At 37.9% G+C, this 21,883-nt stretch carries 20 protein-coding genes, 1 tRNA gene and 2 pseudogenes; 14 read left to right on the forward strand and 9 right to left on the reverse strand.

Annotation, left to right across the window (positions count from 1 at the left end):
- Genes BUA76_RS06900 through BUA76_RS06910 form a run of 3 tightly spaced genes read left to right on the forward strand, consistent with a single transcriptional unit; the run spans position 1 to position 2,161 of the window.
- Entirely contained in the window at positions 1-756 is a 756-nt protein-coding gene (locus BUA76_RS06900; protein WP_072884068.1) for a UbiA prenyltransferase family protein, read from the forward strand.
- A 3-nt stretch (positions 757-759) separates the two neighbouring features.
- Complete coding sequence (gene recF / locus BUA76_RS06905) at positions 760-1,839, forward strand: DNA replication/repair protein RecF (protein WP_072884069.1); 1,080 nt, start codon at positions 760-762, stop codon at positions 1,837-1,839.
- Positions 1,840-1,864: 25 nt separating this feature from the next.
- Positions 1,865-2,161 (forward strand): hypothetical protein, encoded by a 297-nt coding sequence (locus BUA76_RS06910; RefSeq protein WP_072884070.1) that lies wholly within the window; start codon positions 1,865-1,867, stop codon positions 2,159-2,161.
- On the opposite strand, the gene BUA76_RS06915 is transcribed toward BUA76_RS06910, so the two are convergent.
- Genes BUA76_RS06915 through BUA76_RS06925 form a run of 3 tightly spaced genes read right to left on the reverse strand, consistent with a single transcriptional unit; the run spans position 2,139 to position 5,915 of the window.
- Positions 2,139-4,169, reverse strand: coding sequence for a recombinase (locus BUA76_RS06915; protein ID WP_072884071.1), 2,031 nt, complete (start codon positions 4,167-4,169; stop codon positions 2,139-2,141). The two genes, BUA76_RS06910 and BUA76_RS06915, sit on opposite strands and share 23 nt — an antisense overlap.
- 13 nt (positions 4,170-4,182) lie before the next feature.
- Positions 4,183-4,827: a monofunctional biosynthetic peptidoglycan transglycosylase gene (gene mtgA, locus BUA76_RS06920; RefSeq protein ID WP_072884072.1), complete on the reverse strand. Its 645-nt coding sequence runs from the start codon at positions 4,825-4,827 to the stop codon at positions 4,183-4,185.
- 41 nt (positions 4,828-4,868) lie between these two features.
- The gene (locus BUA76_RS06925) at positions 4,869-5,915 is read right to left on the reverse strand and encodes an ABC transporter substrate-binding protein (protein ID WP_072884073.1); all 1,047 of its coding nucleotides are present in this window, start codon (positions 5,913-5,915) and stop codon (positions 4,869-4,871) included.
- 48 nt (positions 5,916-5,963) lie between these two features.
- Here BUA76_RS06925 and BUA76_RS06930 point away from each other — a divergent pair.
- A tRNA-Arg gene (locus BUA76_RS06930) sits at positions 5,964-6,037 on the forward strand.
- Between the two features lie 146 nt (positions 6,038-6,183).
- On the opposite strand, the gene BUA76_RS19195 is transcribed toward BUA76_RS06930, so the two are convergent.
- Positions 6,184-6,330, reverse strand: a complete 147-nt coding sequence (locus BUA76_RS19195) for a hypothetical protein (RefSeq protein ID WP_178337311.1) — start codon at positions 6,328-6,330, stop codon at positions 6,184-6,186.
- Between the two features lie 4 nt (positions 6,331-6,334).
- Between BUA76_RS19195 and BUA76_RS06940 the strand changes: the two are divergent.
- Positions 6,335-6,828, forward strand: a pseudogene (locus tag BUA76_RS06940) (ATP-binding cassette domain-containing protein); the annotation flags it as partial.
- Positions 6,829-6,885: 57 nt separating this feature from the next.
- On the forward strand, positions 6,886-7,065 hold the full coding sequence (locus BUA76_RS19570) for a bacteriocin-like protein (RefSeq protein ID WP_449390463.1): 180 nt from the start codon (positions 6,886-6,888) through the stop codon (positions 7,063-7,065).
- Positions 7,066-7,449: 384 nt separating this feature from the next.
- Here the strand turns inward: BUA76_RS19570 and BUA76_RS06945 are convergent, their stop codons facing one another.
- Both BUA76_RS06945 and BUA76_RS06950 read right to left on the reverse strand, forming a co-directional pair.
- Positions 7,450-8,568, reverse strand: coding sequence for a glycoside hydrolase family 43 protein (locus tag BUA76_RS06945; RefSeq protein ID WP_072884075.1), 1,119 nt, complete (start codon positions 8,566-8,568; stop codon positions 7,450-7,452).
- 3 nt (positions 8,569-8,571) lie between these two features.
- Positions 8,572-11,127 (reverse strand): glycosyl hydrolase 115 family protein, encoded by a 2,556-nt coding sequence (locus BUA76_RS06950; protein WP_072884076.1) that lies wholly within the window; start codon positions 11,125-11,127, stop codon positions 8,572-8,574.
- A gap of 802 nt (positions 11,128-11,929) precedes the next feature.
- Between BUA76_RS06950 and nhaA the strand changes: the two genes are divergently transcribed.
- Positions 11,930-13,258 carry a Na+/H+ antiporter NhaA gene (gene nhaA, locus BUA76_RS06955; RefSeq protein WP_072884077.1) on the forward strand — a complete coding sequence of 443 codons (1,329 nt, stop codon included), beginning with the start codon at positions 11,930-11,932 and terminating at the stop codon, positions 13,256-13,258.
- A gap of 50 nt (positions 13,259-13,308) precedes the next feature.
- Positions 13,309-14,598 (forward strand): DUF389 domain-containing protein, encoded by a 1,290-nt coding sequence (locus tag BUA76_RS06960; RefSeq protein WP_072884078.1) that lies wholly within the window; start codon positions 13,309-13,311, stop codon positions 14,596-14,598.
- A gap of 135 nt (positions 14,599-14,733) precedes the next feature.
- Here the strand turns inward: BUA76_RS06960 and BUA76_RS06965 are convergent, their stop codons facing one another.
- A complete protein-coding gene (locus BUA76_RS06965) occupies positions 14,734-16,737 on the reverse strand; it encodes a BCCT family transporter (RefSeq protein WP_072884079.1) in 2,004 nt (667 codons plus the stop codon).
- A 369-nt stretch (positions 16,738-17,106) separates the two neighbouring features.
- Here BUA76_RS06965 and BUA76_RS06970 point away from each other — a divergent pair, with 369 nt between their 5' ends.
- A complete protein-coding gene (locus BUA76_RS06970; protein ID WP_178337312.1) occupies positions 17,107-18,276 on the forward strand; it encodes a cation:proton antiporter in 1,170 nt (389 codons plus the stop codon).
- Positions 18,277-18,376: 100 nt separating this feature from the next.
- Here BUA76_RS06970 and BUA76_RS06975 read toward each other — a convergent pair whose 3' ends face one another.
- Positions 18,377-18,760 carry a Fur family transcriptional regulator gene (locus BUA76_RS06975; RefSeq protein ID WP_072884081.1) on the reverse strand — a complete coding sequence of 128 codons (384 nt, stop codon included), beginning with the start codon at positions 18,758-18,760 and terminating at the stop codon, positions 18,377-18,379.
- Between the two features lie 70 nt (positions 18,761-18,830).
- Here BUA76_RS06975 and BUA76_RS06980 point away from each other — a divergent pair, with 70 nt between their 5' ends.
- Together BUA76_RS06980 and BUA76_RS19535 are read left to right on the forward strand one after the other, a co-directional pair.
- The gene (locus BUA76_RS06980) at positions 18,831-19,169 is read left to right on the forward strand and encodes a MerC domain-containing protein (RefSeq protein WP_072884082.1); all 339 of its coding nucleotides are present in this window, start codon (positions 18,831-18,833) and stop codon (positions 19,167-19,169) included.
- Between the two features lie 5 nt (positions 19,170-19,174).
- Positions 19,175-19,282, forward strand: a pseudogene (locus BUA76_RS19535) (NAD(P)/FAD-dependent oxidoreductase); the annotation flags it as partial.
- A 26-nt stretch (positions 19,283-19,308) separates the two neighbouring features.
- On the opposite strand, the gene BUA76_RS19030 reads toward BUA76_RS19535, so the two are convergent.
- Positions 19,309-19,923 (reverse strand): helix-turn-helix domain-containing protein, encoded by a 615-nt coding sequence (locus tag BUA76_RS19030; protein ID WP_083573179.1) that lies wholly within the window; start codon positions 19,921-19,923, stop codon positions 19,309-19,311.
- A gap of 112 nt (positions 19,924-20,035) precedes the next feature.
- Between BUA76_RS19030 and BUA76_RS06990 the strand changes: the two genes are divergently transcribed.
- The 3 genes from BUA76_RS06990 to BUA76_RS07000 are packed head-to-tail and all read left to right on the forward strand — an operon-like array spanning position 20,036 to position 21,799.
- A complete protein-coding gene (locus BUA76_RS06990; protein WP_072884083.1) occupies positions 20,036-20,431 on the forward strand; it encodes a YbjN domain-containing protein in 396 nt (131 codons plus the stop codon).
- A 17-nt stretch (positions 20,432-20,448) separates the two neighbouring features.
- Positions 20,449-21,150 carry a PspA/IM30 family protein gene (locus tag BUA76_RS06995; protein ID WP_072884084.1) on the forward strand — a complete coding sequence of 234 codons (702 nt, stop codon included), beginning with the start codon at positions 20,449-20,451 and terminating at the stop codon, positions 21,148-21,150.
- 1 nt (position 21,151) lies between these two features.
- Positions 21,152-21,799: a hypothetical protein gene (locus BUA76_RS07000; RefSeq protein WP_072884085.1), complete on the forward strand. Its 648-nt coding sequence runs from the start codon at positions 21,152-21,154 to the stop codon at positions 21,797-21,799.
- The last annotated feature ends 84 nt before the right edge of the window (positions 21,800-21,883 follow it).

Raw genomic sequence — 21,883 nt, forward strand, 5'->3', positions numbered from 1 at the left:
ATGAATTTTTTAAAAATACTGAAAAAATCCGTTATAGACAGTCAATTATATGTTTCTTTAATGGGGACTCTTTTTGCAGTATTTTTCATGCTGGAGCAAAACACATTCCGTTATCCTACGGTTTTCCTGATTTTCATCACCTACTTCAGCGGTTATCTTTACACCAAATATCAGAAAACCAAACATTTTTTTAAAATTTTAGTACTAAATGCCGTTGCCGGAATTATCTGCTCACTTTTAATCATTCATAATCATAATGAAGTACGGTTGATAAAATGGTTCATCATCGTTATATTAGGTTTACTATACAACAGTTTTTTCCTGGATGTTTATATCCGTAAAATCCCTCTGCTGAAAGTTTTTTATGTGGGTATTGTGTGGGCATTGATGAACTGCTGGCTTACCCTTCCGGAATTTAATATCCCGATCTTCCTGATCAGTTTTTTATTCATTACAGCGCTGGTTCTTCCCTTTGATATCCGGGATATGAAGGTAGATAAGGTAAAAACATTTCCTTCACTTATAGGCGTTCAGAACACCAAATACAGTGCTTATATTTTAATATTTTTAAGTATTATTATTGCTTCACAATATCTTACTTTCAATTATGCAGTTTCTTTTTTTCTTTCGGGTATTATTACGTTTGTTTTTATTTATTTCTCTGAGAACGAAAGAGATGATGTCTATTTTTCTTTCGGAGTGGAGACCTGCTCTGCACTTCCTTTTTTATTTTCAGTAATAATGAAGTATTTTTGAAGAATGATTATCAAGAAACTTTCGCTGTATAATTTTAAGAACCATTCTGAAAAAAAATTTGAGTTTTCACCGCAGATCAATTGTTTTGTGGGAAACAACGGTGTGGGAAAAACTAATATTCTGGATGCACTCCACTATCTTTCTGTAGGAAAAAGCTTTTTAGGAAATACTGATCTCAATAACATCAGACACGAGGAAAATTTTTTCACCATCGATGCCGAAATCATGAATGAAGACAGTGAAGACGTCATTAAAATTTCACAACCGAAAGAAGCCAAAAAGATCATCAAAAAGAACGACAAAAGCTATGACCGGCTTGCGGATCATATCGGTTATCTGCCCAGTGTCATGATTTCACCTTACGATTCCAACCTGATTTCAGATTCCGGAGAGAGCAGAAGGAGATTTCTGGATTCCATGATTTCACAGACTGATTCCGAATATCTGTTTGATCTCATCCAATACCAGAAAGCCATTCAGCAAAGAAATGCGTTGTTAAAATATTTCGCTAAAAACAGGATTTGGGATAAAGATTCCCTGGAAATCTATGATGATCCCATTACCAGAACCGGAACCAAGATTTTCATAAAACGCAGGGATTTTGTTGAAAAGCTCAATCCTATCGTTCAGAGTTTTTATCAGATTATTTCAGGAGGAATGGAACAGGTTTCGGTGATTTATGAATCCCATCTTTTGGAAAATTCGTTTGAAGATTTGTTAAAAGAAAGCCTGGAGCGTGACAGAATGCTTACCTATACTTCCAAAGGTATTCATAAAGACGATCTTCTTTTTGAAATGGATTCAGTTTTAATCAAAAAAATCGGTTCTCAGGGACAGCAAAAATCTTTTCTTATTTCTTTAAAACTGGCACAGATGAGCCTCGTAAAAGAACTCACTAAAAAAACGCCGATTCTGCTGCTGGATGATATTTTTGATAAGCTTGATGACAACAGGGTTTCGCAGTTGATTGAGCTGGTAAACCAGGAAAATTTCGGACAGATTTTTATTACGGATACCCATCGGGAACGTACGGAAAATGTGGTGAAGAAAATTAATGAGGAAAGTATTATTTTCGAATTATAATTCGCTTGATTCAAGGAAATTTATCATGAAAAAGAATAAAAAAAGAGAATATCAGTCATCCGAGCTTGTGAAGTCTTTTGCAAGAATCTATGGTTTTGAAGATAAACTGATTGCTTTTGAAATTAAGGATTTCTTAGAGGAATATCTTGATGGAAGCCTTTTCCGGGAAATTAAAAGTGTAAATATTGAAGATAAAACAGTAATTATCAAAATCCACTCACCGCTATTGAAAAACGATTTTCAGATGCGTAAAAGCTTTTATCTGAAGAAATTCCAGGATAAGTTCGGTGCTGATAAATTTAATGATCTTCAGATTTCGTAGCAATCCTGCTGTTCATAAGGTCGTCCGTTCTTTTATCAAGACCGGAGCGTAAAGGAATAAAAAACCTCAGCGGATTTTTCAGGAAATATTTGAAAATTCCTTTATAAATTTCACTTACCTGCCCGAAATTAAGCTTCCTTGATCGGAATGCCAGAAACATAGATAAACTAAAGCTGACCGCAAAATTAAAAAAACCGATCAGGAAAACAGTAAATAGTGAGATGCAGAAGGTATAAGAATCTATGGTAAAATCTTTTCCATAGAGCCCCAGTGCAAAATTTCCCGCTGCGAAAGTAATATGCCTGATATCCAGGTCAAGTCCTAAAAACAATCCTACCGGAGCCGTTGCTCCCAGAAATACGCCGAACCAGAAATTTGATACAATACCCGGCCAGTTTTTAGCATAATATTTTGATAAACCTTTTGCAAAGTTCTTTCCGAATACTCTTCTTATCGAAAGATTTTTCGCGATTCTCTCCGGTATCTGATAAAACACGGAATTGTTGCCGATGTTCCCTGAAATGATTCCTGAAATAAAAAGGTAAAATCCGGCAATACATGCATGCAGTACGGCTTTGGATTTAAAAGGATCAAGATCTTTCAGAAGCTTATCAGACCTTTCAACCGCGAGATTCTGTGAGAAAAAAACATCGAGGCCATAGATAATAATTAATGCGATAGGGAAAGATAAAAGAACATTTCCTACAAAAGCAATAAACTGGCTTCGGAATAGTTTGGAAACCAGGTGGGCAAATTCTTTACTGTCCGTTTTAATATTTCCTTCTTCAGACAACACTTTCGTCATGGTAGCCGCCGTCATGGCCGGCTGTTTTGTAGCGAGCGTAAAGCCCATGAGATAAATCATCACAAAACCCATCGCATAGTTCATGGAATACAGGAATGCGTGTGAAAAATCACTTCCCGGAACATATCCGTAAAGCATTTTCAATACACAGAGGGCTCCTACAATAATTCCGCCGCCGCTGGCTTTGTAGAACATCGTCATATATTCTTTGCGGGTTGAGGTAATGTAGTGCGCACCTGTTTCAGCCGTATGATTGGTAATGAGATGCGAAATCAGCCTTGTGCTGTCATTAATGAGCTCTGAGATATTATTCCTGTGAGATTTATAGCTTAAAATATTAAAAACCAACTGCTTGGAATTGATTAAAACATATTTCTCCTCATCAATTACCAAAAGCTGTATGGTTTCATAAATTCGTTGTACCTGCTGGCGGATCTTTAGCAAAGACTGGTTAATCTTTCCGGAAATTCCGTATTTCGATGAGTTTTTAAATGAAATATTTACAAATTCGAGACACTGTTCGATGTAAATTTTTATCTGCTTATACCTGCTGTCTTTAGAATGCAGCTGCAATTCAGGATTTTTCTCAAACTCTGCCGCCAGCTCCTCAAGCTCATTCTGCAAAGCGAGAAAAGGGTTGTCAAAATTACGATATTGGGGAGCCATCCTTACTACTTCAACTTCCATTGCCGAACCTGTTACCCGCCATGAAAGAATATTCATAGAGAAAAGCAGCTCTTTTTTTACCTGTGGTTTTATGATAAAATCCGATAATCCCAGTATTTTAAAGAGTTCATCAATCTCATTTTCCGGAAGATTCTGAAGAAATTCAAGATCTTTTTTCGGTGTGAAACTTACATTGTCGATCATGTACCAGATCGTCTGTTCATTCACGACCGGAGGGAGCACCTTATTAAGGATTCTTTTCTTAAGTTCAGGAATAAAAGCATTTTCAGAAAGAATATTTGCTTCTGTTAAAGACAGATTAAAGGTTTTATCCCTGAAAATGTTATGAATATAGTTTTTGAAATTTTCTGCGATTGGCGTATTGTTTCTCAGAAAATTGATAACATCTGTAAAATCCGCACTTTTAGTACTTTCCAGAAATTCCGAAAAGGGTTCAAGAGCAGTTGTCTCATTCTTAAAGGAAAAATATTTTTTAAGAACAGACTCGAAATTATTACCGGATTTAAAGAGTTTCATTGGTGCAAAGATACTATTTCAAACGCACATTCCTCATTTGTCTCATGATCCAATTGTGTTTCTTTCTTAAATAGGCTGAAGGATTTTTAGGATCATATTTTTTAGGATTGGGCAAAACAGCTGCTATCCAGGCCGCTTCGGATACCGTAAGGTCTTTTGAAGATTTCCCGAAATAGTATTGTGAAGCAGCCTCAACTCCGAAAACGCCCTGTCCCATTTCGATGGAATTAAGGTATCTTTCAAGGATAATGTCTTTGCTCCAGACTTTTTCGATAATAAAAGTATAAACAGCTTCAAGCCCCTTTCTAAACCAGCTTCTCCCCTGCCATAGAAATATATTTTTTGCGGTCTGCTGGGAAATGGTACTTCCTCCCCTTATTTTTTTCCCTTTTTCATTGTGCTTCATTGCCTTTTCAATGGCAGTGTAATCGAAGCCGTTGTGAGAGAAAAATTTTTGGTCTTCGGAAGCAATAACCGCTTTTTTTACATTGTTTCCCATTTCTTCATAAGAAATGTAGTCCCGCTGCAGTTTTCCGTATTTCAATATTCCTCCTATCTGGGTAATGGTGATGGGAGGATTAAAAAATCTTCCCCAAACAATAAATACTACGTTCAGAATAAGGATGATAAATATGATGCGTTTGATTGTTTTCCACATAATTTAAAAATGAAGAGTCAAAAATAAGCAAATAGTCTGAGTTATTGCAACTCTTTCATATAGGTAAGCTGATAATCCGGCAAAAGCTCAGGATGGAAAATTTTAATATAATCTTTTAGGACAAGATCTGATCTTACCACGCCGCTTTCGAAAAAATCATTGGCTTTTGCTTTTTCTTTTCCGGTAATTACATATATTTTCCCATCATTAAAAACAGGTAATTTGCTGTAAACGGGATTCATCGTCAGCATTTCTTTTTTCGAAGGATGATTTCCTGCATTGATCCAGTACTGAACCTGACCTGCTTTTGCAAAAACCTCTTCAAAACTCATGGTAACCGCTTTTTCTTCCGTATTATTTTTCAAAATATAATTGGCATTGGCATCTGAAATAAAATGTGCCAGTGATGTCTTTCCACCGGGAAGGTACCAGATGTCACCATACATTTCGTTTGCGAGAACTGTAGGTTTTTCTTTAGCTTTTGAAGCCAGCTGTTTTAAATCCTTATAATTTTTAATAATTTCATCATATTTGGCAATTGCTTTGTCACTTTTCCCGAAAAGCTTCCCGAAAAGCTTGATATATGCCGTTTTCTCAAGCGGATTCTGCTCCAGGTATTCATCTAAGAAAATCACCTGTATCCCATTATCTTTTAGTAGTTTGTACGTATTATCGAAACTTGCGATATGATTGGTAAAAATGGCATCCGGTTTTAAAGAAATGATTTTTTCCACGTCATATTTCTGCTCATTTCCTACGTTTTGTATTTTCCCGTCTTTCAATAATTTTTGAATATTTTCGGAATAGATATACTCCGGGCTTGCAGCGCCAACTATTAGATTTTCAGCACCGATTTCGGTGATGTATCCGGCCATACTAGCATTCAGCAGTATAATTTTTTTAAATGGGAGCTGGTTTTCTTTAAAAGTATAGCTAAAATTTCCCGACTGGATATTCAAAATTCCGTTTTCTTCGGTATACTGTACATGATTTGAAATTAAAACAGGTTCTGAAGCAGATTTTTTTTGTTCTCTTTTACAAGCCGTTAGCGTTAAAAAAGCGATTAATAGTAAAATTCTTGGTTTCATCTTTCAAAGAAAGCAAAAAAGTGTTATATTTGCAAACCATTAAACAACGGCCTCGTGGCGCAACTGAATAGCGCATCTGATTACGGCTCAGAAGGTTACAGGTTTGAATCCTGTCGAGGTCACAAGACCGACATTTGAAGATTTCACTCTTCGGTGTCGGTTTTTTTATTTCCTAATCCGTTGTTATATTGACAAATACACTGAGGAACAATATTCATTTTAGGTGTTTGAAAACTTTTTCCGTCAAATTCGACTTTTTGGGGAAATACTAAACACCCAACCCTCCTTTTTGTTTGTAGATCGCCCTGCTGATAATGGTTTGCAAGGGTTTCCATCCCGTCAAGTGCATTTCTATTTTTGTTCTAATGTCAAGTTCCTTGCTATCCGAAACCATTTGCTGAAGTTCCTGTTCCAATTGTTCAAATATCGCAGTTGGTGAAGATTATGTAGATAAATCAAAACTTAGAAAAGCTGTAGAAATTGCCAATATCAAGAGTTTATTGAAGATTACCTTTAAGCTATAATACAAAAATAGGAAACGAGGGAGTCGGTGTAAGTGGTGGACAAAAACAAAGACTGTTCATCGCAAGAGCTGTTTATAAATCCCCAGAATATATTTTCTTTGATGAAGCAACTTCTGCTTTAGATGCAAATAATGAAAAGGTAATTATGGAAAATCTTGAACAGTTTTCCAGAGGAAAGACAGCCATTGTAATTGCTCACAGATTATCAACTGTAAAACATGCCGATAAAATTATTGTTCTTGATAAAGGGAAAGTTGTGGATGAAGGAAATGAATTGGTAGCTTTAAGGAGAATATTACAGACTCGTTAAAATCAACTGGATTAGGCAATTAAATGTGAAAAATAATTCATCAATGTCAGAATTACTTTTTATATTTGAATCTAATTAAAAGCGTTATCCGAAAAGCTATAAGAGAGTAGGAAAAAACCAAAAAAAAATAATTTTTATGAAAAATTTAAAAAAACTATCAAGACAGAATTTAAGAACAATTAAAGGGGGAGCTATGTGTCTTGGTTGTGGGTGTGCTACAAATGGTGCTACAGGTTTATGGAATGGCGCTTGTGTAGTATGTGAAAATAATATTGTTGTATTATGCCCAATTCAGCCATGCGAGCTCTGCGGGTAGTAAAACAATTATTTAGGGTAAGAGGGTAATCTTTTTTGATTACCCTTCTGAACACTTATTGCTTCAATTGATCAACAGAATAAGATCATTAACATCAGTATAATTGCACAATAACTGTATTTAATAATCTGGTGTGACAAGCTAAATTCGTATATATTTGCTAGAATAAAACATTGCAGATGTGTATCCGGTTTACCAAATTAGCAACCACTTAAAGAATCGGACAGAATCCGCTGAGAAAGTCGGCACATATTACGGACCGGCAGCACTTAAGTCTGCGACTTTTTTTGTTTCCAGCTCCTTATCTGGTTCATAAAACGCCACGAGGAGAATCCTGTTCTCGCTCTGCCGTAAGTCCGTTTACAGGTATATAATCTGATAAAGCTAATATCTGACAACTTGCTCAGTCCACGTAGGACCGCTGATATAGAACATACCATTTTCGTACTTGACGGGTTCGATACCCATTTGCGGACCCAGTTCCCAAGCTTCGAAGGTTTGACTGTAAGGATATGGTCGTTTTTCGTACATAAAGTAATGACAGGAATTCCATAGATTTCCGTCCGGACCGATGAATAATGCATTGTGTCCCGTTTCCTGATAAGGATCTTCGGTATCGGTAAACTGCAGATTTTCATAGCCTCCATCTTTTGCCATTTGTTGTCTATAACCTTTCTTCCGGGTTCCAAAAATAGGTTCCGGAGAAGCGAGTTCCCAAGGTCCCAGAGGATTTTTTGATTTCAGCAAAGCCACTTCATACCCTCTTGTCCATGTAGAGAAGAACATAAAATAGGTTCCTTCTTTTTTAATGACGAAAGGACCTTCTATTCCCCCAACCATCCATTCCGGCCAGCCTGGCTGTTTTTTATCTAGGAATTTTTGAATAGGCGTGGTTAATTTTCCTGTTTTTAAATCAATTTTAGCCTGAAACAGTCCATTTCCGCTGCAATAGAGATAGACCTGTCCGTCCTCATCCTCGAACAAAGTGGCATCATTATTATATTGTGGAGTAAGCGGACCATTAAGCACTTTGTACGGGCCTGTCACTTTATCAGCCGAAAATAGCCAAATGCTGTGTGTCGCCATTCCTTTAGGATCTTCTTTCGTAACCTGCCCGCTATTTACGGTCATATAGAATTTTCCTTTTATTTTATGAATTTCGGGAGCCCAGAATCTTCCGTTATAAGGTGTGTTTGGAGGAAGCTTCTTTGCATCAATTAAAAAAGAATGCTGTTTCCAATTTACCATATCTTTTGAAACCAACATCCTGACTCCGGGATTTTTGCCTTCCCAGACAGGATTGGAAGTTCCCACACAATACCAGGTATCGCCTTCCTTAATAATAAAATGATCTCGCATTGAAATGGCGGAATCTCTTGTAATGGGGTTGGTATAGCGGAATTCTTTTGTAGTAGTATTCTTTTGCTTGTCAGCTTGCGCAAAATTAAAATTTGCAGCAAAAATAAAAAACAATACTATAAGATTATTTTTAAGTGTTTTCATAATTTACCTTTTATATGGACTTTCATTCATTTTTAAGTATGTTTCTTCATAGCCTCCGTTGTCTACGATGATTTTGTGTAGTACAATTCCAGGGTCAAGAGGTTCTATCGTTAAAGAATAATTACCATTTAGATTTGCCGGAACAGTGAATTCTTCAACTTTCTCGACAATTCTTGCTGCTGCCGCAGGATACATTTTGGTGTAATTATTTGCCCAGGTCAAATCCTGATTAAGGCCGATGGTTTTTGAGTTATTTTTATCAAGATAAGCCTTTACACGGTGTCCGCCTTTTTTAAACGGAAGCGTGGAATCAAAAATGAAATGAATTTTCACCTCAGGAGATTTATTTTTCAGATTAAATTGATAGGTTATCGCTGAACCAGTGGTTTTTTCCGTATAAGGCATCAATGCAATCCCAGAAAGTATCCTCCCTAAGTCAGGAATTACGGTCCATTTTGTATCTGCTGAAGTTTTAACCTCAAAGAAATGTTCTGCTTCCATTGCAACAACCCCATTCTTTTCTTCAAAAATATAACCACCTGTATTGGCTTCTTCTTTTGTGATTCTGTAAACGGCTGGTTTTATATTTCCTTCTTTCGGTTCGTCCCAGGATTTGTAGCCGATGTGGGTCTGGTCCATCATATGGTTCCATTTTCCATTGGAAATATTGAGGTTGTAATTTTTGGTATATGATGCGTCTCTCGCAAAACATTCATCGGCATAATCTGCCCACTCATTCGCTTTCAGGTCTTTTTCGTCTGCCAGTTTATGATTCATTGCAACGGCGTAATACATATCGTAAAGATTTGCCATCGCACGAACGGGATGCAAAACAATCTGTTTGTAGGTATCTTTGTAAGCCTCATCTAAATTGATGAATTGTCTCAAAGCTCTTGTTTCCAAAGCTAAATATGAATCCCTTACCTGCAAAAATTCACCGCTTTGAAGATTGTAGGTTTTATCATTCAGCATTTCTGCCGAAACTCTTGAATTGTATTTACAGTAAAGATTAATGATTTCTGCAATTTCTTTCGAATTGGCCTTTCCAAAATGTTCTTCTGCAAATTTCGCTGAATAATTTTTGAGATTATCCTGTGTGAAAGAAGTCGGATTCCAAGCCATATTCAGGAAGAAATCCATTGGATATTCGTTGGGTTTTAAATCTCCGACATTCAGAATCCAGATTTTATCAACGCCGTAACTGTACGTCAACTGCAACTGTTCCCACATATGCGGAATCTGCGTCATATTCAGCCATTGATAGGCTCTCGGAGCACCGTGCAAATCGACGTGATAGTACATTCCGTAACCGCCCGGATGCTTTTTGGAATTTAGTTCGGGAAGTCGTCGCACATTTCCCCAATTATCATCGCAAAGCAAAATAATGACATCGTCCGGAACTTTCATTCCCTGGTCGTAATATTCCAAAACTTCACTGTACAAAGCCCAAAGCTGAGGAGTTTTCTTTGCAGGTTTTCCTGTTACTTTTTCAATGACTTTTCTTTGGTCATTCATAATCTGCTCCAACTGTTTAAAATTGGCTTCAGCACTTCCCAAATCGCTCATCGGTTCGTCGCCGTCACCGCGCATTCCCATTGTTACGAGATTGTCATACTTTTTATTACGACGGAATCCGTCTTCCCAGAACTTCAGAAGCGCATCTTTGTTCGTATGATAATTCCATTCTCCGTTTCCGTATTCTTTGCGGTGATTTCCCCATTCTTTTTGAGCGCGCATCATCGGTTCGTGGTGTGAAGTTCCCATTACAATTCCATATTCATCGGCAATTTTTGGATTGAGCGGGTCGTCTTCGTTAAAAGCCTTTCCCCACATCGCAGGCCAAAGATAATTGGCTCTGAGACGCAGCAGAAGTTCAAACATATTCGCATACATTTTGCTATTAATACCTCCGAATTTCGTTCTTGCCCAGGTTCCGAAAGCAGGTTCCTCATCATTAATGAAAATGCCGCGGTATTTCACTTTTGGCTCGCCCGAAGCAAAATATCCCGGAATGACATACGCGGAAGAACGTTTCTGAACAGGAACATCATTCCACCAATGCCAAGGCGAAACACCAAGCTGTTTTGAGATTTCGTAAATTCCGTAAATGGTTCCCCGTCTGTCACTTCCTGCGATGACGAGTTGCTTTTTAGAATTTGAATTATCTATAGTTGTTATGACAAAACTTTCCCATTTTCCTTTCAAATCTTTAGCATGGATTTTCTTTGAGGAAATCAGTTGATCAATCTGCTTATTGGCTCCAACCGTTCCGATAATGATTTCAAATTCTGCGGAAGTTTCTGTCGTTGCTAAATTGGGTAGCTTTCCAGTCACTTTCTGAATGTCGGTCTGTAAATCTTTTGCAGCACGAATGACGGCAATATTTTCTGATGGGTCATAAAGTAAATCGGCAACTTTTCCCTCTTTTGAAACAATAGGAAAACCTTTATCATCTGAAGTGATATTTTCTGTGATCCCTGAAGTTTGCTGAGCAGCAATCAAATTAGTGTGCAATAGATAGAATAGACAGGCAAGTATCAACTGATAAATTCTGAACATTATTATTTGTTTTAATTTTTTAGCTCTGACATGATTTAGCCTTAGCAAGATTCACAATTAATTATGATTGAGCAGCTGACTTAATCACAGTTCTTTAATTTCATAAAAGTAGTGTTTTTTTATTTGTATTTTTTACACTTATTAAATTTTTTATCTCTTTGCTCTTAATGAGGTATCTTTCAATGAATAACGTGAGCACTTACACTAGTTCGAATACTTCGCTCTTCTTCCAGTTTCTTAAATCCTTTTTTTTGTTGAAAAAGTTTAACATTTTCTGCTGCTCTGAAATTCGACGGACGAAACAGAGATAATGCAAATCACTAGGAAAGTGATCAGAGGATTGAGCAGGGAAACTGCGATCCACATGTTTCGAAGGGTTTTTGAAAAGACGCCCCCCTCTTCTGTTCCTCCACAAAATTGGATGAACTCTCAAATCCGGAAATTCCAAGCATAGCTGCTGAAAAACCGAAAAATATCGCGGTTATAATACTTCCGCGCTTTGCAGGCAGATGAAATTTATCAATAAGAACGGAGAGACCGTTATTGCTATAAACATACGAGATAATGAGCGGCAACATGATGGCCAGGTGGAATACGAAGATGACCAGGGCGACTATGCGCTTTCTGAAATACCATGTATGGTCAGACCAAAAAATACTTTATAATAATAGAAATTTTATTTCTTAGTCGCAATCGGTCAGAAGTTTATTCTGATAAACAATGAACTTTACGACATTTGGTATATTTAAAATCTGTTCCTAAAAAATAGAATCATTAAATTTACTGGATTAAGAAGTAAACCATGCAAGAAGAAAATATCAAAAAACCAATTGACAAACTCGTGCAGCCGATGCAGCGTTTTATCCAGCAGGAAAAATCAGGAGGTCTTTTGTTAGGGATCAGTGTGATTATCGCATTGATTCTTGCCAATACGCCGCTCTCCCACGCTTATCATGAGTTTCTGGGACAGTCTTTCGGTTTCATATGGAACGATCAGACCTACTTTGAATATGATATCCATCACTGGATCAACGACGGACTGATGTCCATATTTTTCTTCGTAGTAGGGCTGGAGCTGAAGCGGGAAATTATTGGAGGAGAATTATCCAATCCAAGAAAAGCACTTTTGCCAATCATTGCCGCTGTTGGCGGTATGGTCATGCCTGCTTTGATATATCTTCTTTTTAATCCCGGCGGTGAGCCCCATAAAGGCTGGGGCATTCCGATGGCCACCGATATTGCATTTGCGCTGGGTGTCCTATATCTTCTTGGCAGCCGTATTCCGCTTGCACTTAAGGTTTTCCTTACTGCCCTGGCTATTGTTGACGATTTGGGAGCAGTACTGGTGATCGCATTTTTTTACACCTCCGACATCAGCATCATTCATATCGCAATCGGCCTGGTAATTCTGGTTGTCATGTACCTGGGAAATCGTTCAGGAATCCGTTCCATTATTTTCTATGCGCTGCTTGGTATATGCGGTGTATGGACGATGTTCCTGCTGTCAGGAGTTCATGCCACAATTGCTGCTGTTCTCGCTGCTTTTACTATTCCGGCAGATGTAAAGATCAAAGAGAATGTCTTTATCTCTAAAATTAATGTTTATCTAGACCGGTTCAGAAATATCGATCCCAGTGAAGATACCCCTACGCTCACCAATGAGCAGCTTCATGAACTGGAAAAGATGAATGAAGCGACACTTGAAGCAACGCCTCCATTACAGCGCCTTGAGCATGCCATGCATCCCGCGGTATCTTTTTTGATCATCCCTATCTTCGCCATCGCGAACGCCGGTGTATCACTCAACATTGATATAGACAGCCTTTTTAACAACAATATCGCAATTGGCACAGCACTGGGGCTCATTCTCGGAAAAGTGTTGGGTGTTGTCGGCTTTAGCTACGTTTTTATTAAACTTAAAATTACCAGCGTACCGGAAGGCATGACCTTCAAAAACCTGCTTGGACTTGGTTTTTTAGCATCCATAGGTTTTACCATGTCGCTTTTTATCACTTCCCTTGCTTTTACTCATGAGGAATATCAGACGCAGGCTAAAATCGGAATTTTTGCAGCGTCCCTGATCGGCGGTATCATTGGTTATTTGATTTTAAAGAAAGAGGCAAAGATATAGGGTTAACCTATTCACTGTTGCATTTAATCCTAAATAGAAATATAGCCCAAATGATCAATAATATTTTCAATTTTATCAACCTGCATAATGGTGAGGAGCAAAAGGATAAAGTATTAGCTAATGTTACAGCTAATATATCTTTCAGGGGATCCAATCTCTGGATATTAGCGTGTGCGATCATTATTGCTTCCATCGGTCTCAACGTCAACTCCACAGCAGTGATTATCGGTGCGATGTTGATTTCGCCGCTGATGGGGCCAATAGTTGGTGCCGGATTTGCCCTTGGGACGTATAATTTTTCATTGCTTAAAAAGTCTTTCAAGAATCTTCTGATTGCCACATTTGTCAGTCTGACCGTTTCAGCCATCTATTTCTATGTAAGCCCATTCAAGGATGTTCAGTCTGAGCTTTTAGCAAGGACAGCACCTAACATCTATGATGTATTGATCGCTTTCTTCGGAGGATTAGTCGGGGTCATTGCCATCACACGGGTAGAAAAAGGAAATCCCATTCCGGGGGTTGCCATTGCGACCGCTTTGATGCCGCCTCTATGTACAGCAGGTTTTGGATTGGCAACTTTTAATTTTTCATACTTTTTCGGCGCTTTTTATCTTTATACAATTAACTGCTTCTTTATCTGTATTGCAACGTTTTTTGTTGTAAAATTTCTTCAATATCCGTCCTCTATCATCGACAACAAGTATGAGAAAAGGATCAGGTATGGAATCACTATACTTATCATCGTCATGATCGTGCCGAGCTTTTACCTGGCGTATAACCTTTACAATGAAAAAAAGTTTACAAAAACGGCTGAGCAGTTTGTCCAGAAGGAATTTGAAAATAACGGCTATACAGTCATTTACAAAAAGATAAACTACAATTCCAACCCAAGAACGATTGATCTGGCTTTTCTCAACAAAAAGTTTACAGACAAGGAAATTAATTCCTTTAATAAAATGCTTGCAGACAACGGCCTTGCCGGTACACGCCTGACCATCCGTCAGAACGATACCGATATCAAATCAGAAATCCTAAGCGAGATCAATAAGTTTGACAGCAATATCTCCGAGAAAGATATTACCATTTCTAAGCTCCGGCAGGAGCTGGACACTTACAGAACATCCGACTCAACACTTCTAAAGGAAATAGAGATCCTATATCCGAAGATCAATAATGTTTCGTATGGAAAGATTGAAAAATTTCCCCAAACCGACAGTGCGCAACTTATGTTTACCTTATTGTATTCGGGTGATGGGATCGATCAGGATCAGCTTGCAAGATGGCTTCAAAAAAGAATTAATGAAAAAAACATCAGTATAATAAAAACGGATGTAAAATAGATTCATAACCTGAAGGCAATGTACAGGCTGTTATATTACTTCTTTTAGTTAGTGATCACAGAAGACTATCATTTATTCCTTTTTCATTAATGCCCGATATCGCCATGTTTCGCTTTCTCGAACCCTTTATTAAATCTATTTAAATCGGTGATTAGCATCACTGCTGACAAAGATGGTATTCTTTTGCTCGCCAATGATTTCGATGAAACGTTCGTAATGCTTCAGCACATCCGAAATAAGTTCATTTTTGGTAAACAGCTTTACATCATAGCCCTCTCTGTTATCACCAAAATAAGACCTCGGATAATAGATAACCTGATCCTCAGCACTAGGTAGATTCTCCTCAGTCAGAAGGTATTCTGCAATTATCTTGCTCTCAGCCTTTACACCGTAAATAAAGTTGTTCACGAGATCATACCTGATCTCAATTTCCATACTTTGCGGACTGTTGTCAGCATTAACTTTGGCATCTACACCATTAATAGCAAATTCACTTACCAGCTCTTCGAAAGCCTGTTGAACTGTCGTTTTTATGTATAATTCTGTCGAGGCGGAATCATTAAATGAGATGATCTGCTTCAATCTCTCTTTCCAATGTTCTCCTGACCAGGGAACTGTTGTTGATGCAAAATCTTTCTCATAGTAATTCTTATCGATCACCAACGCTTTAGCAAGACTTACGATAAACAGCATCATGATAATGGAGAACGGCAGCGCCGTAATAAGGGTCATGCTCTGTAATGCCTTCAGTCCTCCGGCATTGAGCAGCATGAGTGCAAGAACGGCAAGAAGCGTCCCCCATCCGATGGTTTGCCATCTGGGCGATACCCGGGCATTCTTCGTAGCAATGCTGTTCATTACAAAGATACCGCTGTCCGCAGAGGTCACAAAAAAGATGAGGATAATGGCTATCACCAGGAAACTTGCCAGCTTTGTAAACGGAAGATATTCTAAAAACTGAAACATCAGACTATCGGGATCATTAGCCATTTCGCTGAGGTAGCCGTGTGCAGCATTCATGTCAAGCCATATCGCACTGTTTCCGAAAACGGACATCCAAATAAAATTAAACAGTGTTGGAAGAATCAGTACGGCCGCAACAAATTCCCTGATAGTCCTTCCTTTGGAGATCCTTGCAATGAACAGGCCTACGTAAGGCGACCAGGAAATCCACCATGCCCAATAGAGGATAGTCCAGTCATAAAACCATTTCTGGGTATTGTCTTCATACACGTGCGTATTAAATGTAAGGCTGAAAAAACTATTTATGTACGTTCCGATACCTTCGGTAAAGCTTCCTATCAAGTAAACCGTTGGACCTACTGCCAATACAAAAAGCAGCAGTATGACCACTGCGATAATATTAATATTACTCAATATCTTCACGCCTTTGTCCAGTCCTGTTACTGCAGAAAGTATTGCTAAGGAGACCAGTACAGCAACGATAAGCACCTGATAAACGAATGCATTTTCAGGAAGTATATTAAGTGTGACAAGGCCTGAATTGATCTGAACAACCCCGAATCCCAGCGTAGTAGTAATTCCGAAAAAGGTACTGCATAAAGCAAAAATATCAATAACATTTCCCCAACCGCCTTTGATCTTGTCTTTTAAAAGTGGGTAAAAACAGCTTCTCAAAGATAATGGAAGCCGGTACCGATACGAGAAATAAGCGAGCGCAAGCCCCACAACGCCGTAGATTGCCCAGGCATGAATTCCCCAATGAAAAAAGGTATAAAGCTGCGCATTCTGGGCTCTCTGAACAGGAGTCTTATAGGCAAATACTTCGTTTGAATAGTGCTGCATCGGTTCGGCAACGCTGAAATACATCAAGCCTATACCCATGCCGGCGGCAAACAGCATGGAAAGCCACGAAAAAAAATTATAATCTGGTTTGCTGTCATTTCTGCCGAGCCTGATATTGCCGTATTTGCTTGCCATAATGTATACGAGAAATATAACAAACAAAGTAACCGACCATACATATACCCAATTCAGATTAACGAAAATAAAATTTTTAACGACGTTTAAAAGATTTTCGGTAAGTTGCGGAAATATTGCCGAGAGCATACATATCCCGATAATAAAGATAAGACTTGGCAATGTGATTCCTTTTTTCAGAGTAGTTCTGATTTTCATATTTGGTGAGTTTGTTTTCTAAATTTACGTAAAAACACTAAAACCTTTCACGCATGGCAGGATATATTTAATTCCTGCATGACAATTTTTTTAAAACAAGCAGTACTTACAATTATTTTTAAGTTCCTGCAAATACAATTAGATACCTGATTAATGTTTAACGATTATAGCTGACAGACAATTTCTGTGCCCGCAAGCCTCGGAGATCATTGTGGCGGGATATTTGCGTGACTGCAGGTAGCAATTGAATACTTTACCAGATGAACAATCTGAGCAAGAAGATATGTAATAGCTGGAAGCAGGATAATTCTCAAATCTATGGATCATTATTTACTTATTTTAACACTTATTGGCGCAGCCACTTTTTTGATGGCATGGATGCCCGAATTTTCCAAAAAAACAGGAATATCATATTCGGTATTTTATATCATCGCAGGAGTTGTTCTTTATCTCACCATTCCTGAGTATCTCCCCGACCCTCTTCCGAAGAATAATGAAAGCCTGACCCTACACCTTACCGAGTTAATTGTTATTATCTCATTGATGGGATCAGGAATAAAGATTGACCGTCCCTTTTCATTGAACGCATGGTCGTCTCCGTTGAAACTAATCGGTATTACAATGCTGGCATGTATTGCAGCTGCTGCATGTATGGGATATTATTTTTTAAGCTTGGGCATAGCTTCGGCAACACTGCTTGGTGCGGCACTCGCTCCTACCGACCCTGTTCTTGCTGCTGATGTGCAGGTTGGTCCGCCGAACGATAAAGCAGAATCTGAAGTGAAATTTACCTTAACGTCCGAGGCCGGCCTTAATGACGGCGTTGCATTCCCGTTTACGTGGCTGGCAATTTGTTTAGGCTTGATGATTTCAGGAGAGCAGACGAGCTTACTGGAATGGTTTGCGTTTGATCTAATCTACAGGCTGATCGCGGGTATACTGATCGGCTGGATAAGTGGTAAAGCTATAGGCTTTCTGCTGTTTCGCCTATCCGACAAAAGCGATTTTTTATCCACCAGGGACGGTTTTCTGGCGATTGCCGCAACACTGTTGGTCTATGGCATTACTGAGTTTGCTCATGGTTACGGTTTTTTAGCGGTTTTTATCTGCAGTATCACCTTAAGACATTATGAAAAGGATCATAAGTATCACAAGGAACTGCATTCATTTACTGATCAGGCCGAAAGGCTACTGCTAAGCCTGCTGATGATTTTGTTCGGAGGAACACTTGTTATGGGCATTTTAAAACCTATTGATACAAAAATGATTGTATTTGTGTTATTATTTTTGTTAGTGGTACGCCCTATTACTGCTTATCTTGCTTTGAAAACTGCTAAAATAAAAAATAAAGAGAAGTGGGTTATCGGCTTTTTCGGGATTAAAGGATTGGGTTCCGTATTTTACCTTTCATTTGGATTCAGTGAATATAATTTTGAGCATCAGGATCAGCTTTGGGCGATCATTTCCCTGACCATTCTCTTATCTATCATTATGCACGGCCTTTCTGCTACTACCGTGATGAAAAAAGTTAAAAATTAGAAATTCAACGAAAAGTCAGTTTGATTCAGACGGTAACAGGTGTAAATATTAAGAGTATGATAATTGAAAGTAAACAATTACCGGAATAGATGCTAAATGTCTAGATGGTGCATTTATCACATTGGCCGCTTATCACAAAATTATATTGTTTAACAACAAAATTCTGCGGGATTTTAATTTTGGGAACTACATTTTCAATGCATGTCACAGATTTACACTTTTCACAATAAAAATGTAGGTGGTTATGATCATGCTTTCCACCAGAACAGCCTTCGCATCTGGCAAAATTAATGACACCATCCACATTAACGATCTTATGGATTTTCCCTTCTTCCTCCAACCTTTCAAGAACCCTGTAGATTGTAACGCGGTTACAAAGATCTCCAAGTTTCACCTGAATATCAGAATGAGATAGCGCAGTGTTTGATTCATTGATAAGTTTTAAAATCTCCGTTTTGGCTTGTGTATTTCGTGTTTGTTTCATCTTTTTAATGCAACATTGTTGCTTTATTGAAAGTTATTATTACTTTTGCAACAAAGTTACAATAAGAATTATGAAAACAAAAATCTTAGACTATATTGGAATTTCCGCGGCGGTTCTATGTTTAGTGCATTGCATTCTTTTTCCTTTACTGATTATTGTTCCGCTCGGAATCTCGCATAATCCGCTTATAGATTTATTATTTCTTATCGTTGGCACATCAGTCGTGTTTAGAATAACAAAAAAGCTTGAATCCAGATGGCTCAAAATTCTCTTCTGGGCTTCAATCGGGATAATCGCCATTTCCATCGGGCTGGACCTGATTTTTCATGTCCATTCGGAACTAATTTTTATTGGAGCTGCCGGATTGATTATAGCACATATCATCAATTTTAGGAATCACAAACATTAAGTAATATGAAAAACACATCCAATCAGTTTGATGTTATTATCATTGGAGGAAACTATTCTGGATTATCTGCAGCAATGGCACTGGGAAGGTCATTCGGGAAAATATTATTTCTTATGCAATTAAAATTTTCAAATATTGGTCACATTTCACAAATCTTTCTTTCCAATCTATCGAGCCTGGAGAGAATATCCGCAATCGTATTTTTTCCACTTATTGAAATATGTCCTACGATTCTGTAAAATGGCAGATTTCCATTTTTATTATCCCCTTCGAATTGGAGATATCCTTCAAGATCCAGGAAGACCCTTGCTTCTGAATAAATTGATGTTTCCATTAGGAACAGCAAATCGCCTTCCTGATAAAAATTCTGTGCATCCGGTTTACTTTTATATTCATATATCAAATCAATTTGTGCTAATAATTTTTGCAAAATTTTATCCTGAACGATATTCCCATTCCTATAACGATTGACAGGAGCCGACTTTTCATCAGTTTTATCCGATTCAAACATCAGATGGTCAATATCAGAGATACTTACCAACTGATTAACCTGTAATATTTCCGTTAACAGCTTATCCAGATTAAGGTTAAAGTAATTAGCAACCTTTAAAATGGTTTCAATCTTAGGCTCAGCCCTTCCTTCTTCATAAGAGCTTATAACTCCCCTATTCAGATCAAATAAATCAGCAAAAGCCTTTTGACTTAAGCCTTTAACCTGCCTTATTTTCTTAATATTGGTTCCAAAAAAACTCATAAGCCTATTTTTTTAGCAAATATAAGAATTAAAATAAAATAATGCTAAAAATATTTGCAATTTTAAAAATTTGCTCTATATTTGTCTAACAATTTGAAGCAAACTTACGATCATGAGAAATCAAATATTTAGAACGGTTAAAGAATGGTTGTTAGATTATGAGTTCAACATCACCTTGGAAGATGAAACTCAGAGAATTCTAATCATTGAAAAAGAATCCAGCGGAATAAAGAATATGATTCTGATTATTTCAGACTCTATACTTATTATGGAACAGTTTCTTTTTGAAATAAAAAACCCTTCGGAAGCCATTTACCGTTCACTGTTACGAAAAAACAGGGATATTGTGCACGGAGCATTCGCGCTGGACAATACCGGCAAGAGGGTTATTTTCCGCGATACCCTACCTACTGATAATATGGCGCAAAATGAAGTCATTGCCTCCATTAACTCATTAGGAATTCTTGTGGGCGAATTCAACAATGAAATGATCGAAATGAGTAAATAAATCACAAAAAAATTATTATGAACATTTTCGCAAGATTATTCAAAATAGGAAAAGCCGAGATCCATTCAGTGATCGAAGGTTTCGAAGATCCCATTAATATGACCGAACAAGGAATCAGGGAAATGAAAGAACAACTGGCCAAAAGCGTTGAGGCACTCGCCCAGCTGAAAGCTCTGTCTATACGAAAGAAAAATGAATCGGAAACAGAAAAACAGACCGCGAATGATTATTACAACAAAGCGGTAATTTTAGTCCAGAAAGCTGAAAACAGAGAACTTGAGGCAGCAGAAGCAGACCGACTGGCAAAAGAAGCACTGAAAAAGCAGGGTATTGCTCAGGAAAATGCTTTACACATCGAAAAAGAGTATGAAAAAATGCATGGGGAATGTGAAAAAATGCAGGCTAAAATCAATACTCTGAGATCCGGCATATCAAAATGGGAAAATGAGCTGCAGACCTTGAAGGCAAGAGTCCAGATCAGTGAAGCCACAAGGGATATTAATAAAAAAATGACCCTTATGGATACAGGAAGCACAGTAACGATGCTCGAAAAACTAAAAGAAAGAGCAGAACAGCAGGAAGCACTCGCAGAAGCCTACTCTGAGGTTTCAGATACCGGGAAAACAATTGATGATGAGATTGATGCGATCATAAAAAATAATGACAGGCAGGCTGAAGAAGCATTACAAAAATTAAAAGAAACACTTAAAAAAGACTAATATGACCTTTCAGGAATTTTTGCAGACAGCTTTTTCACCGGTGAACACCGTTTTGAGCATACTGCTGATTCTGGCTGTTCTATATTGGCTTTTCACTATTGTTACAGGTTTGGATATTGATGTCGGTTTTGATGCTGATATGGATGTGGACATAGATGCTCCGGATGGTCAGGTTCATGTTCCGGAAAACCCTTCTCCCTGGATTCAGTTTTTAACATTCCTGGATCTTGATATTGTCCCGGTTACATATTTCCTGACGATATCGCTCTTTTTTACCTGGCTGGGTTCGTTTTATCTCGAAGTATTTGCTTCCATTCAGGTTTGGGTATCTGCGGTGTTGGTTTTTCCGATATTTCTGGGAAGTATCTTATTAACAAAACTGCTTTTAAAACCATTGAATCCTTTTTTCAGGGAAATCAATCATAAAGGAGAAAGGCCGCATGATTTTCTGGGCCGTACGGGAAGACTGAAATCTACGATTTACGGAAACAAAATCGGAATTCTCGAAGTTTTTATCGGCAGCGATCCTATGACTCTGATGGTCAAAAGCAAAGACGGGGAGAAAATAGAATACGGAGAAACCGTATTTATTGTAGACGAAGACCCTAACAGAAAATACTTCTATGTAGCCACAGAAATACGCTTTTAAATCATATTTTAGACTACTCTTTCCAATGGTGATCAGTCATTGTGAACATGTTTTATATACATAATTAATAAAAAAACACATTTC

Origin of the sequence: Chryseobacterium takakiae, from assembly GCF_900129385.1 — a bacterium.
In the GTDB taxonomy this organism is placed as follows: domain Bacteria; phylum Bacteroidota; class Bacteroidia; order Flavobacteriales; family Weeksellaceae; genus Chryseobacterium; species Chryseobacterium takakiae.